Here is a 15,765-nt window from a genome sequence, read left to right on the forward strand (position 1 = left end):
AAGCCCGCGCGTTGCGGATTAGGGTGCCGCCCAACGTCAACGAAAGGACATCACATGCGTTTTTCCACCCTTGCCCCCCTTGCCTTTGCCATTGCCGGTCTGGCGACGCCCGGCGTCGCGGGCGTGTCGCTGTCGGTCGATGTCGATCTGGAGGATGCGACCACGCAGACGCTGACCTATGATTGCGGCAAGGGCGATCCGCTGACCGTCCACTATGTCAACTCGGACACGCAATCGCTGGCCCTGGTGCCGGTGGATGACGATTATCGGGTCTTCGTGAACGTCGTCTCGGGCTCGGGCGCGCGCTATGTATCGGGTCAGCATGAATGGTGGACCAAGGGCGACGATGCCACCCTGTCCGACACGCTGGAGGACAAGACCCTCAGCGAATGTGCGGCCACCAGCCAGTAGGACGGCGGATCGCCGCAGAGGACGAAATGGCGGAAGACACCGATCCCCCGCGCTATGCCTCCGCCCCGTGCTTCGCGCACGAGCTTGCGGACGGCGTGCAGGGATTCGTGACCGTCGATCCGCAGCAGGCGCGCGACGTGGCGCGCTGGCGCAAGGCGGAACGCGAACGGCTGATCGCGGCGCGGCTGGCCGTTCCCGCAGACGAACGGGCGCAGGTTGCAGACCAGGTGGGCCGGGCGCTGGACCGGATCGTGCCGCATGGTGCCGGCACCGTCGTCAGCCTGTTCTGGCCCTTTCGCGGCGAACTGGATCTGCGCGGCTGGATGACCAGGGCGGCAGGGCGCGGCACATGCATCGCCCTGCCCGTCGTTGTGGGCCGCGACCGACCGCTGATCTTTCGCGCATGGCAGCCCGGCTGCGCGATGCAGCGCGGGGTGTGGAACATCCCCCAGCCCGCGGACGGGGAGAACCTGATCCCCGACATCGTGATCGCGCCGCTGGTCGGATACGACGCCCGATCCTATCGCCTGGGATATGGCGGCGGCTTTTTCGACCGCACGCTGGCCGCGATGCAGGACCGACCCACGGTGATCGGCGTCGGCCACGAAACGGCCGCGATCCCCACCATCTTTCCGCAACCGCATGACATCCCGATGGATGTGATCCTGACGGGCGCGGATGCCGGGCAGGCGGGCGAGCCATGACGCGGCATCAAGGCGGGACGCAGGACAGGCGAGGTCAGGAAACTGGCGTGAGACAATGGGTTGCCCAGGCGGTGAAGCGGATCGAGGCGGATTTCAACCGCTCGGCCGATACGCATCTGTTCAGGCTGGATCTGCCGCGGCTGGACGGCGTTCATATCTATCTCAAGGATGAAAGCACCCATCCCACCGGCAGCCTGAAACACCGGCTGGCGCGGTCGCTGTTCCTGTATGCCTTGTGCAACGGCAGCATCGGTCCCGACACGACGATCATCGAGGCGTCGTCGGGCAGTACCGCCGTCTCCGAGGCCTATTTCGCCCGGATGCTGGGGCTGAAATTCGTGGCGGTGATGCCGCGCAGCACGGCGCAAAGCAAGATCGCCAACATCACGCTGAACGGCGGAAAATGCCATTTCGTGGACAGCGCCCCGCAGATGCACGACGCGGCCATGCGGCTGGCCGAGGAAACCGGCGGCTATTTCATGGACCAGTTCCTGCACGCGGAACGGGCGACCGACTGGCGCGGCAACAACAACATCGCGGAAAGCATCTTCCAGCAGATGGCGCACGAGCCGCACCCCATCCCCCACACCATCGTCATGAGCGCGGGAACCGGCGGCACCTCGGCCACGCTTGGCCGCTATATCCGCTATCGCGGGTTCGACACGCAGCTTGTTGTGGTCGATCCCGAGAATTCGGTGTTCTACGACAGCTACATGCAGAACGACCCGTCCCTGAGCGCGGAATGTTCCAGCCGGATCGAGGGGATCGGCCGCCCGCGGGTCGAGAAATCGTTCCAGCCGGCGGTGATCGACGCGATGATGCGCGTGCCCGATGTGGCCAGCATCGCCACGATCCATTGGCTGGAACGCCTGATCGGGCGCAAGGCGGGGGCGTCCACCGGCACCAATCTGTGGGGCGCGCTGAAGGTCGCGCAGCAGATGGTGGATGCGGGTCGGCAGGGATCGGTGGTAACGCTGATGTGCGACGGCGGAGAGCGCTATCTGGACAGCTATTACGACAAGGGCTGGGTCGCCGAGACCATCGGCGACACAGGCGCGGCGTTGCAGGAACTGGCCCGGTGGGGCTGACCGGGCCCGCCCTAAGCTAAAGGCTACTGCGCCCGGCCCTGTGTCACCGCGCCCGCTGGCGCGTCAGGACACCAGTTCGCGCCCGTTCTTGACGTGGCGGGCGGTCATTTGCCGCGCCATGCTGCCCTTGGGCAGGAAACGCGCGGGTTCCGGCAGGCGGGTCGTCGCCTCGGCCAGTTCGGGGAACAGGGTCGTGATCTCGGACCGGGCGGCGTGTGGGATGCTTTTCATCGCCTGCGGACCGGGGAACAGCGATTCCGTCTCGGCCCCGTTCGACCGCACCACGGCGTGCCGGCCCAGCATGAAGTGGATATACTCGACCTCGGACAGGTCCGACGCGACCTCGATCCCGGTCAGGCCCAACAGATGCTTGGCCGCGACCAGAACCTCGCGCCGGCCGAACATCCGTTCGGCGATGACCGAGCGGACCAGGACACGGTGCTGCGGCGAGACGACCAGATCGCGCAGCGGCAGCCCCTGACCCAACGCGCCCGCCGCGATGCGGATGGGGCGCAGATTCGGCCACAGCTCCAGCAGCGTCGCATCCAGCCTGCGCCGCCCGATCCAGGTGATCGGCTGACAGCCCAGATCGCGGGTCCACACGCGGTCGCCGGTGTTCAGATCCTCGACCGCGATCTCGCCGCGGTCGGTTTCGATCCGCGTGCCGGCGGTAAAGCAGGGCACCACCACATCCTTGATTTCCGGGTTGAAGCCCACCTTGGCCATGGACGTTCCATCGCTCAAGGGTTGGGAGCCCCTGACCGTAATGCCATAGATGACGGTGATGTCGTTCCAGGTATCGACCGAACTAGAGGACGGTCGGATGAACACATCGCCGTTATCCGCCTGTTTCACGATCCCCGCTCTGGTCAGCGTGATCGGATTGCCGTCTTCGTCCTCGGTCTCGATCTCGAAATTGGCCCGCATGAAGGTGACAATCTCGGCGTTGTTGGTCGTGCCGCCGGTCGGGCGATCATAGCTGAACTGGGTCGTGCCCCATTGATATGTCGTGTTCCAGTTACCCCTGCTCGGCCCCGTCACATCGACGACTTTCAGTTCCGCGCGGCCCGAAGCCGTCCAGCCATTGGCGACGTTCGCCTGAGTCTGGCTGATGTTGCTGTTGGGCGAGTTGTCAAGCATCGGCCTGTTGCCGATCCAGATCCATGTCGCGGTCGTCATGTCTGCGTAACCTTCTTCAAATTCACAGGCCAGCAATCACGATACCGGCTCTGCCTACGCTTGCCAAGATCGCCGGAACTCGCGTTAAACGCATGTTGCACCGAAGCACACAGCAGGCTCAGCCCTTCCGCGCCGGTTCGATCAGCCCGAACGCCTTTGCGCCGATCTGCCGGATATGGCGGGCGATGGGAATGGCCGAGGTGGCGGCGGGCGAGGGGGCGTTGCAGACATGAACGGTCCGCGCCGATTGCCGGATCAGGAAATCATGCACCAGCCCGCCGTCGCGCATGACCGCCTGCGCGCGGATGCCCGGCGGATGCGGCCGCAGGTCCGACAGATCCAGCCCCGGACAGTAACGCCGGCACGCCCGCAGATAGCGGCGCCGCAACGCCGAATTCGCCATCTCGGCCGCGCCCGGGCGCAGATTGCCGGCGATGGTCCGCCAGAACCCCGAAAACCGCGCCATGTCCGACAGATCGCGCAGGTTCGGGGACAGTTTGCGATACCCCTCGCGCGACAGTGACAGGACCGCGTTCGGCCCCACCGTCACATAGCCGCCGATCATCCGCGTCAGATGGATGCCCAGAAACGGCAGATCGGGGTTCGGGACGGGATAGATCAGGTGATCGACCACCCGGTCGTGGCGCGGCGCAAGCCGGAAATATTCGCCCTTGAACGGGACGATGGCGAAATCGCCGCCCAGCCCGCACATCGCGGCGATCCGGTCGGCCTGCAATCCGGCGCAGGCGATCAGATGGCGGGTCGTCATCTCTTCGCCCGATTGCAGACGCAGCCGGACGCGGTTCGCATCCTCGGCAATGGCCTCGACCGTTGCGCCCAGGCGGATCTGGCCGCCATTGTCGCGAAAAAGCTGCGCCATCTGGCGGGTGATGGCGGCATAATCGGCGATCCCCGTCGCCGGGCTCAGCAGCGCGGCCAGCCCGGTGATCTCGGGCTCGATCCGGCGCAGTTCGGACTGCGGGATTTCGCGCACATCCAGACCATTCTGGCGCGCGCGGGCGGCCAGGGCGGACAGCCGGCCCACCTCGTCCTTGCGGGTCGCCACGATCAGCTTGCCGCATTGATCGAAGGGCAGGCCATGTTCGCGGCAGAACCGCACCGTCTCGTGCAGCCCCTCGCGACACAGCCGCGCCTTCAGGCTGCCCGGCGCATAATAGATCCCGGCATGGATCACGCCGCTGTTGCGCCCGGTCTGGTGGCGGGCCAGCGCCGGTTCCTTTTCCAGCACGGCGATGTCGAGACCGGGAAAGCTGCGCTGCATCTCCAGCGCGGTGGCGATGCCCACGATGCCGCCCCCGATCACGGTCAGATCCGTCATGCCGTTCCCCCGTCGCTGTCCTGTCCGCGATGCTAGTCACCCGGCGATCCGGATACCAGCTTGCGCATCCTGCATGGTCCCCGATGATGGGGCGATATTGCGCCCGCGCGGGAACGCAAGACATGGCGTCGTTGTTTCCCCGGTGGCGCGTCCCCGCCAGCACCACAAGACGGAGGTTCCCCGATGCTTTCTTCCACCCTGACGCGGCGCGGATTGCTGGCGATGGCATCGGGTCTGACCGTGCTGCCTTTCCTGAACCGCACGGCGCTTGCCGCGACCCCCGCAGCCCTGCAACTGTCGTGGCTGCATTCGGTGCAGTTCGCGGGCAGCTATCTGGCGCAGCAGAACGGCTGGTGGCGCGATGCGGGGCTGGACGTCGCGTTGTTGCAGGGCGGGCCGAACGCGCCGGTGGAGCCGCCGGTGGTGTCCGGCACCGCGCTGGTCGGCGTGTCGGCCGCCGATTATGCCGCCGCCGCCGTGGCGCAGGGGGCGGATTTCCGGATCATCGGCGTCGCGATGCAGAAAAACCCCTTCGTCGTCGCCTCGCTGGCCGAAAACCCGGTCAACGAACCCGCCGATCTTGAAGGCAGAAGCATCGGCATGGCACTGGCCAACACCCCGGTCTTGCAGGCGCTGTGCGCGCTGAACGACGTGGATTTCGCCGCCATCGACATCGTGCCGACGCAGTATTCGGCCCAGCCCCTGATCGCGGGCGAGGTCGATTGCCTGCTGTGCTGGGAAACCGACCTGCCGGTCGCCATGGCCATGAACGGAATCGAGGCGCAGACGATGCTGATGGCCGATCACGGCTATGCCGTCCATTCCCAGACCTACATCGCCACCGCCGACAGCCTGCGCGACCGGCGCGCCGATCTGACAGCCCTGCTGGCGGGCGAGGCGCGGGGCTGGAACGCCTGCCGCGCCGATCCGGATGCGGCCGCCGAACTGACCGTGCAGATGTTTCCCGATGCCGGGCTGGACCTGCCGACGCAGAAATTGCAGCTCCGGCGTCAATTGCCGCTGATGTTTTCGGACCTGACCGACCGGCAGGGCTTCGGCTGGTTCAGCGACGACAGCGTGGAGGCCAATATCGAGACGCTGTCCCTTCTGGGCCGCAAGGTGACGGCCGATCTGTGGGACCGCTCGATCCTCGAAGAAGTCCATGGCTGAGACGGGCGGACGCGCGCCCATCACCTGCACCGGGCTGGGCAAGGTCTTTGACGGCGGGGTCCGGGCCGTGGCCCCCATCGACGTGACCTTCGCGGCTGGCGCGACGACGGCTCTGGTCGGACCCTCGGGCTGCGGGAAATCGACGCTGCTGCGGCTGGTCGCGGGGCTGGAAGACCCGACCGAGGGTGAGGTGCGCATCGACGGCCGGACCCCGGCGGCGCAGCGGGCGCAGGGCGCGATCTCGGTCGCGTTCCAGGACCCCTCGCTGCTGCCATGGCTGACGGTGCGGGCGAATGTGGCGCTGGCGCGGAAACTGGCGCGGCAGCCGCCCGATCCGGCGCAGGTCGAGGATCTGATCGGGCTGGTCGGCCTGTCGGGGTCGGAAGAGACGCGCCCCGCCGCGCTGTCGGGCGGGATGCGCCAGCGGGCCGCCATTGCCCGCGCCCTGGTCACCGGGCCGCAGATCCTGCTGCTGGACGAGCCGTTCGGCGCGGTGGACGAGCTGACGCGCCGCCAGCTTGCCCGCGATCTGCCCCCCTTGTGGGAGCCGCGCGGCACCACGACGCTGCTGGTCACGCATTCCCTGCACGAGGCGGTGACGCTGGCCGACCGCATCCTTGTCCTCAGCCCGCGTCCGGCGCGGATCGTGGCCGACATCGCCGTGCCGCTGCCACGGCCTCGCGATGCGCGGCTGACCGACAGCGCCGAATTCCGGGCGCTGGTCGCGCGCGCCTCGCAGGCGCTGGCGCAGGGCGATGCCGACAACGCGCCGATGGCGGCGCAATGACGCGCAGCGCCGGGATCGGCCCGGCCGTGCTGGGCGGGGCGGTGCTGATCCTTGGCTGGGTGTTGCTGGCGGGCGCGTTGCAGGGCGCGCATCTGGTCGCCGGTCCGTGGCAGGTGGCAGGCTGGATCGGCGCCAATCCGGGGCTGGTCGGTCGCGCGCTGGCCACCACGCTGCACAGCGCCGCGTTGGGGTTTCTGGCCGGAAACCTGGTCGCGGTGGCGCTGGCCGGGGTCGCGCTGATCTGGCCGCGACTGCTGGATCTGGTGTCGGGGCTGGCGCTGGTGGTGTTCTGCCTGCCGCTGATCGCGACCGGCCCGATCCTGCGGGTGCTGATGGGACCGGGCGAGGGGCCGCAGATCGTGCTGGCGGCTTTGGCCGTCTACTATACCACGCTGATCCCGCTGCTGACCGGGCTGCGCGCCACGCCGGCGGTGTGGCTGGATCTGGTCCACAGCTATGGCCGCGGCCGCTGGTCCGAACTGGTCCATGTCCGCGCCCGCGCCGGCTTGCCCTATCTGTTCGCCGGGCTTCAGATCGCCGCGCCCGCAGCCTTTCTGGGCGCGATGGTGGGCGAGTTCACGGGGGCCGAGCGGGGCATGGGCGTGCTGACGATCCGCTTCATGCGGGCGCTGGACGTGCCGGCGCTGTGGGCCATCGCGGCGCTGGCGGCGGCGGTGTCGATGGCGGTTTACGCGGCCATCGGCGCATTGGCGCGCGCGGTGCTGCACGATCGCCCGCCGGTGATCCTGGCCGCGCCGCGTTCGCCCGCCCGAGGCGGCAGGTTTCAGGTGCCGCAGGCGCTGTGGCTGATCGCGGCGGTGCTGGTGCTGTGGTGGGGCGCGCTGGCATTGCCGGGGATGAACCCGTTCTTCGCCAAATCGCCGCAGGATCTGCTGATCGCGCTGACAGCGGCCGAGGGTGCGGCGCAGACCCGCGCCACGCTGGCCACCGCCCTGCGCGAGACGGCGGTGTTCGTGGTTCCCGGCTATCTGGCCGGGCTGGTTCTGGGGGCGGGGCTGGCCGTGCTGCTGGTGCTGGTGCCGGGGCTGTCGGCGCTGGTGATGCCGCTGGCCGTGGCGCTGCGGTCGGTTCCGATCGTGACCACCGCCCCGCTGATCGTGCTGTTTCTGGGCCGCGGCGCGACGGGAACGATCACGCTGGTCGCGGTGATGGTGTTCTTTCCGACGCTGGTGGCCTGCCTGCACGGGCTGCGCCAGGCGCCGGGCCAGATCCTTGACGTGTTCCAGACCTATGCCGCAGGGCGGCTGCGCCAGATGGCCCATGTCCGCATCCCCGCCATGCTGCCCGCCCTGTTCGCCGCCGCACGGATGAGCGTGCCGGCCGCGATCCTGGCCGTCACCGTGGTCGAGTGGCTGACCACCGGGCGCGGGCTGGGCAGCCTGATGGCGCTGTCGGCCTCGGTCTCGGATTATACGATGCTGTGGGCGGCGGTGGTCGTTGTCACTGCCATCTCGGCGCTGTGCTATGCCGGGGTGGCGGCGCTGGAACGGCGCATCCTGGCCGTCTATGCGCCCGAGCAGGTGCGACGGTGACGCCTGCCGCCTTTGCCATTCCCGGCGATCCGGATCGGCTGACCGGTGGGTTCCTGTATGAACGCCGGCTGCTGTCCGGGCTGCGCGTTCTGGGCCACGATGTGGCGTATCTGCGCCTGCCGTCCAGCTTTCCCGACCCCGATCCCGCCGACATGGACCGCGCCGTCGCGATGCTGAACGCGGTCCAGCCCGCGCGTCCGCTGATCCTTGACGGGCTGGTGTCGGGCGCCATCGACCCCGCCGGGCTGGCGCGGGTGCGCGCCCCCGTCATCGCCATGGTGCATCATCCGCTGGCGCTGGAAAGCGGGCTGGACGCGGCGCGGCGCGACCATCTGCACCGGACCGAGCGTGCCAATCTGGCCCTGTGCCGCCACGTTCTGGTGCCCAGCCCGCATACGCGCGCGATCCTGACCCAGCGATATGACGTGGACCCCGAACGGATCACCGTGGCCCGGCCCGGCGTGGACCGGACCCGCCTGCCGCGCGACCCCGCGACGCCGCCGCTGATCCTGTCGGTGGGCATCCTGCACCCGCGCAAGGGGCATGATGTGCTGATCGCGGCGCTGTCGCTTTTGCCCGATCTGGACTGGCAGGCGGTCATCGTGGGCAATCCATGGGACTCGGATCATGCGGCCGATCTGCACTCGGTGATCGCGGCCAGCCCGGTCGCCGCGCGGATCCGCCTTGCCGGGCGCGTCGGCGCCGACCGGTTGCAGCGGCTGTATGCCCGCGCCGCGATCTTTGCGCTGGCCACGCGATACGAAGGCTATGGCATCGTCTTTGACGAGGCGTTGCTGAACGGTCTGCCGGTCGTCAGTTGCCGGACCGGCGCCGTCCCCGACACGGTGCCGGAGGAAGCTGGCCTGCTGACCCCGCCCGACGATCCGGCAGCCTTTGCCGCCGCGCTGCGCGCATTGCTGAGCGATCAGGCGCGGCACGGCCGGATGGCGGCGGCCGCGTGTCGCGCGGGACACGCGCTGCCCGGCTGGTCCGACACGGCGCGCATCGCCAGCGCGGTCATCGACCGGGTCGCTGAGGCGGGTTAGGCCTGTTGCGCCTTCAGTTCCAGCCGGCGGCGATGCAGGATCGGCTCGGTATAGCCCGAGGGCTGGCGGCGACCCTGAAACACCAGATCGCAGGCCGCCCTGAAGGCGATCCCGTCGAAATCCGGTGCCATCGGGCGATAGTTCGGATCGCCGGCGTTCTGGCGGTCCACCACCTCGGCCATGCGCTGCATGATCGCCATCGCCTCGTCTTCCTGCACGATTCCGTGATGCAGCCAGTTGGCGATGTGCTGGGCCGAGATGCGGCAGGTCGCGCGATCCTCCATCAGGCCGACATCGTTGATGTCGGGCACCTTGGAACAGCCGATGCCCTGATCGATCCAGCGCACGACATAGCCCAGGATGCCCTGCGCGTTGTTCTCGACCTCGCGCCGGATCTGGTCCGGGGTCCATTTGCGATAGCTGGCCAGCGGAATGTCCAGCAGCGCCTCGACATAGGCGCGCCGGCCGCCCTTCGCCAGCTGCCGCTGGACGGCAAGCACATCGACCTTGTGGTAATGCATCGCGTGCAGGGTCGCGGCGGTCGGGCTGGGCACCCAGGCACAGTTCGCCCCGGCGCGCGGATGGTCGATCTTCTGTTCCAGCATCGCGGCCATCAGGTCGGGCGCGGCCCACATGCCCTTGCCGATCTGCGCCTTGCCCGACAGCCCGCATTCCAGCCCGATATCGACGTTCTGGTTCTCATAGGCGGTGATCCAGCCCTTGCGCTTGATGAAGTCCTTGCGGCTGAACGGCCCGGCCTCCATGCTGGTGTGGATCTCGTCGCCGGTGCGGTCCAGAAAGCCGGTATTGATGAAGCAGACCCGGTGCCGGCCGGCGCGGATGCATTCCTTCAGGTTGACGCTGGTGCGCCGCTCCTCGTCCATGATGCCCAGCTTGACGGTGTATTGCGGCAGGCCCAGCATGTCCTCGACCTCGGTGAAGATCCGGTCGGCAAAGGCGACCTCGTCGGGGCCGTGCATCTTGGGCTTGACGACATAGACCGACCCGGCGACCGAGTTGCGCGGCCCGTCCTGCTTGCGCAGATCGTGCATCGCGATCAGCGTGGTGATGGCGGCGTCCATCAGCCCCTCGAACACCTCGTCGCCGTTGCGGTCGAGGATGGCGGGGTTGGTCATCAGGTGACCCACGTTGCGCACCAGAAGCAGCGCCCGGCCCTTGATCGTCAGATCCGATCCGTCGGGCGCGGTATGGGTGCGATCGCCGTGCAGCGCGCGGGTGATCGTGCGGCCGCCCTTGTCGAACGTCTCGGACAGATCGCCCTGCATCAGGCCCAGCCAGTTGGCATAGGCCTGGATCTTGTCCGGCGCATCGACGCAGGCGACCGAGTCCTCGCAGTCGATGATGGCCGAGACGGCGGATTCCATCTGCACATCGGCCAGCCCGGATTGCGTCTGGCTGCCGATCGGGTGGTCGCGGTCGAAGAGCAGATCGACATGCAGCCCGTTATTGCGCAGCAGGATCGAGGCGGGGTTGCCCGGATCGCCGGTGTAACCCACGAATTTCCCAGGCTGTTTCAGGGTCGAGCCGTCGACCTGCAACTGGCCGTCCTGGACGGCGTAGCGTTCGGCCTTGCCGTGGCTGGTATCGGTCAGCGGGAAGGTGTCGTCCAGAAACACCGCCGCCCGCGCCACGACGCGGGCGCCGCGCCCGGTATCGAACCCGCCCGAGGGCAGCGGCAGGCCCATCGCGTCGGTGCCGTAGAGACAGTCGTAAAGGCTGCCCCATCTGGCATTGGCGGCGTTCAGCACGAAACGGGCATTGGTCGAGGGCACGACAAGCTGCGGGCCGGGCACTTCGGCGATTTCGGGGTCGGTGTTGGCGGTGTCGATGGTGAAATCGCCGCCTTCGGGGACCAGATAGCCGATGCGTTCCAGAAACGCCTTGTAGGCGTCGCGGTCGTGCGGGCGGTCGCGGTGCGTTCGGTGCCAGTCGTCGATCAGGTCCTGCAATTCCTGGCGCCGCGCCAGCAATTCGCGGTTGCGCGGGGTCAGGTCGTGGATCAGGCGCGACAGGCCGGACCAGAAGGTCGCGGGCGCGATCCCGGTGCCGGGCAGGGCACGATCCTCGATGAAGCGGGCCAGCCCGGCATCGACGTCAAGCCCTTCGCGGTGGCTGCGCGCGGGGTCTGTGGACCTGTCCGACATGATCGTTCCTCCGGGTTCATCGGTCGCGTTCGGGCACGGTATACCGTTGAACACTGGCATCTGTCCAATGGCGCGGGCAGGCGGCAGAAGAATTTTTCATCGTTGCGCCGTTGCGCGCACGGGCTGCGCGCGTTGCGTGGCGCAACGGGGCGGGTGCGGCGGGCATTTCGGCCAGCCTCTGCTGGCTTTTGCGCCGCACCGGGGATGCACTTTTGCGGCACAGCATGTGCACGGGACGGTCACAGCTTGCGGGCGTTGCGCGGGACCGGTTCTGGCGCAGGGGGCGCTGCCCCCCGGCCCTGCGGGCCGTCCCCCGGGATATTTGCGCACCGAAGACGGGCAGGGGCGCGGCATGCATCGTGCGGGTGCGTCCTGCGCGAGGCTGGACCGGAGGGGGTGTCGCGCCTATGTCTGCGGGCGAGGCGGCTGCGCGATCCTGCGGGCGGCACCGGGACAGTGACATGGGTGCAGAGACGGTCGAGGCGGCGCGGCGCGCGGCGGTTCAGGGCTTTGTGGCGACACGGTTCGGGCCGCGCGGCACGCTGCGGCTGCACCGGGCCGCGCTGGGTCTGGATCTGCTGCGCGCGCCGGTCAATGTCGCGCTGTCGCCGGTGTTCCTGCTGACCCGGATAGGGGCGTGGCTGGGCCGGCGGGCCGGGATGGATCGGATGGCCGGGTGGCTGGCGTCGCGGCGGGTGTTCCTGCCGTCGGATCTGGCGCGGCGGCTGGGCGACGATCTGACCGGGTTTCTGCGCGCGATGCAGGCGCAGGGTCTGGTTCCCCGGCTGCCAGAGGCCGATCTGCGCCGGGCGGTCGCGACCTATACCGAGACGCGCAACGCGGTGGCCGAGATCACCACCTCGGCCATCGTGCTGGTCGTCGGGCTGGGGCTGTTCGGGGCGACCACGCCCGGCATCGTGTCGCTGGCCGGGCCGGTGGCGGGGATGCGCGCCGAGCGTCGGGCCATCGAGGAGTTCGCGCTGGGCAGCGGGCTGGGGCGGCTGTGGAACGGGGTGTTCCCGGCCGAGCCGGGCACCGCGCAGGTGGTGCTGACGGGGATCGTCCTGGCGGCGGGGGCGTCGGTCGTCACCGCCTTTGCGGGGCTGCTGGCGGACCCGGTGCAGCACTGGACCGGCATCCATCGCCGCCGGCTGATGCGGCTGCTGGCGCGGCTGGACCGGGGCGATGCGACGGCCGGGGTCGCGCGCGAGCATCTGGTGGCGCGCGGCGGCGATCTGGCGGATGCGGCGCTGACGCTGTGGCGCAGCCTGCGCGGCTGAGGGCGCGTTGACAGCGATGTGCCGCGCTGGCTAGCCTGCGGTCAGGCAAGGGCGCGAGGAGGCGACATGGCCAAAGGTTTCAGGCAGATGCTGGACGAGGCCGATGCGCTGGTCGCGTCGGTCAGCGTCGAGGAGATGGCGCAGCGGACGGACGATCCGGCGCTGGTGATGGTCGATATCCGCGATCCGCGCGAACTGGAACGCGAGGGGATGATTCCGGGCGCGTTCCACGCGCCGCGCGGGATGCTGGAATTCTGGATCGACCCCGAAAGCCCGTATCACAAGCCGCGCTTTGCCCAGGATGCGGTGTTCGTGTTCTATTGCGCCTCGGGGTGGCGGTCGCTGCTGGCGGCGCGGCTGGCGCAGGAGATGGGGCTGAAGGCGCGCAGCCTGCGCGGCGGGTTTTCGGAATGGAAAGCGGCGGGGCAGCCGGTCGCCGCGCGCGAGGGAAAACGCGACTGAGGGCGGGTCGCCGCGATGCGGGTGCGCGTCAGTCGCCGGTCAGCGCGACGATGTGGCGGATGGCGGCGGCGTAGCCCTGCGGTCCCAGCCCGGCGATCACGCCGTCCGCGCGCTGCGAGACGTAGGAATGGTGCCGGAACGCCTCGCGCCGGTGGACCTGGCTTAGATGCACCTCGATCACCGGGCCGTCGAAGGCGGTCAGCGCGTCGAGAATGGCGATCGAGCTGTGCGTCAGCGCGGCAGGGTTGATGACGATGCCGCAGGCCGATCCGCGCGCCTCGTGAATCCAGTCGACGATCTGGCCTTCCCAGTTCGATTGCCGGAACCGGACATCGTGGGTGTCGCCGGCGGCCTTGCGGCACAGCGTTTCGATGTCGGCCAGCGTCTGGTGGCCATAGATCGCCGGTTCGCGCTGTCCCAGAAGGTTGAGGTTGGGGCCGTTCAGCACGTGGATGGTCTTCATGGATCAGCTTTCCTGGAGGGGCCGGACGGGGCCGATCCTAACCCGCCGGCGGCGCGCCTGTCAGCGGGAAACGCGCGGGCCGGGCCATCCGGTCAAGGCGGCGCGCAGTCAGGCGACCTGAACTTCGGGATCGACCTCTTCGCTGTCGTCGGGGGCGATCATTTCGGTCACGCATTTGCGCAGCGTGACCATGCCCAGATGCGCGCCGTCGCGGCCGACGATGTTGGCGCGGTTGGTGTCGGCGTTGGTCATGGCGCGCGCCGCCTCTTCCAGGAGGGTCGTCGCGGGCAGGCTGACGGCGGAATCGGTGCGTTCGCCCTTGCGCATGACGGTGCGGACGGTGATGACGTTGCCGCGCTTCACGTCGCGCACGAAGCTGCTGATATAGTCGTCGGCCGGGCGCAGCACGATCTGTTCGCCGGTGCCCTGCTGGATGATGCGGCCGTCGCGCAGGATGGCGATGCGGTCGCCCAGGCGCAACGCCTCGTCGAGATCGTGGGTGATGAAGACGATGGTCTTTTTCAGTTCCGCCTGAAGGTCCAGCAGGACCGACTGCATGTCGGTGCGGATCAGCGGGTCCAGCGCCGAAAACGCCTCGTCCATCAGCAGGATTTCGGGGTCGTTGGTCAGCGCGCGGGCTAGTCCCACGCGCTGCTGCATGCCGCCCGACAGCTGGTTGGGATAGCTTTCCTCGAACCCGTCAAGGCCCACGCGGCTGATCCAGCGGCGGGCGCGTTCGCCGGCTTCCCTGTCGGGGATGCCGCGGACGCGCAGCCCGTAGGTGGTGTTTTCCAGCACCGTGCGGTGCGGAAACAGCGCGAATTTCTGGAACACCATCGCGGTCTTTTCGCGGCGGAACTTGCGCAATTCGGTCTGCGACATCTGCACGATGTCGCGGCCTTCAAAGATCACCTCGCCGGCGGTGGGGTCGATCAGGCGGTTGATGTGGCGGATCAGCGTCGATTTGCCCGACCCCGAGAGCCCCATCACCACCTGGATGCGGCCCGCCGGGATGGTCATGGTGATGTCGTCCAGGGCCAGCACGTGGTTGTGCGCGGCCTTCAGTTCGTCCTTGGTAATGCCGGCCTTGACATCGGGCACATGCGCCGCGCCGTTGGGGCCGAAGATCTTGTAGAGATTGCGGATGTCGATGTCGTGCTTCGCGTCAGCCATGCACGGCCTCCAGATGTCGTTGCAGACGCTTGCCGTAAGCCTGGGTGGCGCGGTCGAAGATGATGGCGATGGCGACGATGGCCAGCCCGTTCATCACGCCCAGGGTGAAATACTGGTTGTTGATCGCCTGCAAGACCGGCTGGCCCAGCCCGCGCACCCCGATCATCGAGGCGACGACGACCATTGCAAGGCTCATCATGATGGTCTGGTTCACGCCGGCCATGATCGTGGGCAGCGCCAGCGGCAGCTGCACGTCCTTCAGCTTCTGCCTTGGGTTCGAGCCGAACGCCTCGGCCGCCTCGAGCACGTCGGCGGGGACCTGGCGGATGCCCAGATTGGTCAGGCGGATGATCGGCGGCACGGCATAGATCACCACCGCGATCACGCCGGGCACCTTGCCCAGCCCGAAGATCATCACCACCGGGATCAGATAGACGAAGCTGGGCATCGTCTGCATCATGTCGAGGATCGGCGTGACCAGCTGGTTGGCGCGGTCCGAGCGGGCCATCAGGATGCCCACCGGAATGCCGATCACCACCCCGATCAGCGTGCAGACCGCGACCATGGCGATGGTGCGCATCGTGTCTTCCCACATCCCGAAGAACCCGATCAGCAGCAGCGCGATCACCGTGCCGGTCACGATCTTCCAGCTTCGGCTGAGGCCCCAGACAAGTCCGGCCAGCGCCGCCAGCACCAGAATCCACGGGCTGTCGATCAGCAGGTTCTCGATGAAGACCAGCAGCACCTGGATCGGGTGAAAGATCGCCTCCAGCGTTTCGCCGTAGGCGCGGGTGAAGTCGCGAAAGCCGCTGTCGATGGCGATGCGCATGTTGCGCAGGTCGCCGCGGCCGAGAGAGGGAAATTCGATCAGGTCCATCGGTCTTCTTCTTTGTCAGGAGGCCGGGTCTTTGTCAGGGCGCCCGGCGGTCGCGGCGCGCGCAGGCA

14 protein-coding genes and 1 pseudogene are annotated in these 15,765 nt (G+C 68.3%); 9 read left to right on the plus strand and 6 right to left on the minus strand.

What is annotated here, in order from left to right:
* The first annotated feature begins 54 nt into the window (after window positions 1–54).
* The 3 genes from JHW45_RS02270 to JHW45_RS02280 are packed head-to-tail and all read left to right on the plus strand — an operon-like array spanning window position 55 to window position 2,203.
* Entirely contained in the window at window positions 55–411 is a 357-nt protein-coding gene (locus tag JHW45_RS02270) for an MliC family protein (RefSeq protein ID WP_272859348.1), read from the plus strand.
* A gap of 26 nt (window positions 412–437) precedes the next feature.
* Window positions 438–1,115: a 5-formyltetrahydrofolate cyclo-ligase gene (locus JHW45_RS02275; protein ID WP_272859349.1), complete on the plus strand. Its 678-nt coding sequence runs from the start codon at window positions 438–440 to the stop codon at window positions 1,113–1,115.
* Between the two features lie 47 nt (window positions 1,116–1,162).
* A complete protein-coding gene (locus tag JHW45_RS02280; RefSeq protein ID WP_272859350.1) occupies window positions 1,163–2,203 on the plus strand; it encodes a PLP-dependent cysteine synthase family protein in 1,041 nt (346 codons plus the stop codon).
* A gap of 63 nt (window positions 2,204–2,266) precedes the next feature.
* On the opposite strand, the gene JHW45_RS02285 is transcribed toward JHW45_RS02280, so the two are convergent.
* Window positions 2,267–3,382 carry a Hint domain-containing protein gene (locus JHW45_RS02285; RefSeq protein ID WP_272859351.1) on the minus strand — a complete coding sequence of 372 codons (1,116 nt, stop codon included), beginning with the start codon at window positions 3,380–3,382 and terminating at the stop codon, window positions 2,267–2,269.
* Window positions 3,383–3,500: 118 nt separating this feature from the next.
* Window positions 3,501–4,721: an L-2-hydroxyglutarate oxidase gene (lhgO, locus tag JHW45_RS02290; protein ID WP_272859352.1), complete on the minus strand. Its 1,221-nt coding sequence runs from the start codon at window positions 4,719–4,721 to the stop codon at window positions 3,501–3,503.
* A 183-nt stretch (window positions 4,722–4,904) separates the two neighbouring features.
* Between lhgO and JHW45_RS02295 the strand changes: the two genes are divergently transcribed.
* The 4 genes and pseudogenes from JHW45_RS02295 to JHW45_RS02310 all read left to right on the plus strand — a co-directional run bounded on the left by JHW45_RS02295 (window position 4,905) and on the right by JHW45_RS02310 (window position 9,277).
* The gene (locus tag JHW45_RS02295) at window positions 4,905–5,891 is read left to right on the plus strand and encodes an ABC transporter substrate-binding protein (protein ID WP_272859353.1); all 987 of its coding nucleotides are present in this window, start codon (window positions 4,905–4,907) and stop codon (window positions 5,889–5,891) included.
* A gap of 97 nt (window positions 5,892–5,988) precedes the next feature.
* Window positions 5,989–6,678, plus strand: a pseudogene (locus JHW45_RS02300) (ABC transporter ATP-binding protein); the annotation flags it as partial.
* Window positions 6,675–8,231, plus strand: coding sequence for an ABC transporter permease (locus JHW45_RS02305; RefSeq protein WP_272859355.1), 1,557 nt, complete (start codon window positions 6,675–6,677; stop codon window positions 8,229–8,231). The pseudogene JHW45_RS02300 and the gene JHW45_RS02305, both read left to right, overlap by 4 nt.
* Window positions 8,228–9,277 carry a glycosyltransferase family 4 protein gene (locus JHW45_RS02310; protein ID WP_272859356.1) on the plus strand — a complete coding sequence of 350 codons (1,050 nt, stop codon included), beginning with the start codon at window positions 8,228–8,230 and terminating at the stop codon, window positions 9,275–9,277. The genes JHW45_RS02305 and JHW45_RS02310 overlap by 4 nt, the downstream gene beginning before the upstream one ends.
* Here JHW45_RS02310 and JHW45_RS02315 read toward each other — a convergent pair.
* Window positions 9,274–11,442, minus strand: a complete 2,169-nt coding sequence (locus tag JHW45_RS02315; RefSeq protein ID WP_272859357.1) for a malate synthase G — start codon at window positions 11,440–11,442, stop codon at window positions 9,274–9,276. The genes JHW45_RS02310 and JHW45_RS02315 overlap by 4 nt on opposite strands.
* Before the next feature lie 461 nt (window positions 11,443–11,903).
* Here JHW45_RS02315 and JHW45_RS02320 point away from each other — a divergent pair, with 461 nt between their 5' ends.
* Window positions 11,904–12,722, plus strand: a complete 819-nt coding sequence (locus JHW45_RS02320; protein WP_272859358.1) for a DUF6635 family protein — start codon at window positions 11,904–11,906, stop codon at window positions 12,720–12,722.
* Between the two features lie 66 nt (window positions 12,723–12,788).
* On the plus strand, window positions 12,789–13,184 hold the full coding sequence (locus tag JHW45_RS02325) for a rhodanese-like domain-containing protein (protein ID WP_272859359.1): 396 nt from the start codon (window positions 12,789–12,791) through the stop codon (window positions 13,182–13,184).
* A gap of 28 nt (window positions 13,185–13,212) precedes the next feature.
* Here JHW45_RS02325 and aroQ read toward each other — a convergent pair whose 3' ends face one another.
* The 3 genes from aroQ to JHW45_RS02340 form a co-directional block, all read right to left on the minus strand.
* On the minus strand, window positions 13,213–13,647 hold the full coding sequence (gene aroQ, locus JHW45_RS02330) for a type II 3-dehydroquinate dehydratase (RefSeq protein WP_272859360.1): 435 nt from the start codon (window positions 13,645–13,647) through the stop codon (window positions 13,213–13,215).
* A gap of 108 nt (window positions 13,648–13,755) precedes the next feature.
* Complete coding sequence (locus JHW45_RS02335; protein ID WP_272859361.1) at window positions 13,756–14,820, minus strand: quaternary amine ABC transporter ATP-binding protein; 1,065 nt, start codon at window positions 14,818–14,820, stop codon at window positions 13,756–13,758.
* Window positions 14,813–15,697, minus strand: coding sequence for an ABC transporter permease (locus JHW45_RS02340; RefSeq protein WP_272859362.1), 885 nt, complete (start codon window positions 15,695–15,697; stop codon window positions 14,813–14,815). Before JHW45_RS02340 ends, JHW45_RS02335 begins: the two co-directional genes overlap by 8 nt.
* Window positions 15,698–15,765: the final 68 nt, after the last annotated feature.

It is taken from the genome of Paracoccus stylophorae (assembly GCF_028553765.1).
GTDB classification, from domain to species: domain Bacteria; phylum Pseudomonadota; class Alphaproteobacteria; order Rhodobacterales; family Rhodobacteraceae; genus Paracoccus; species Paracoccus stylophorae.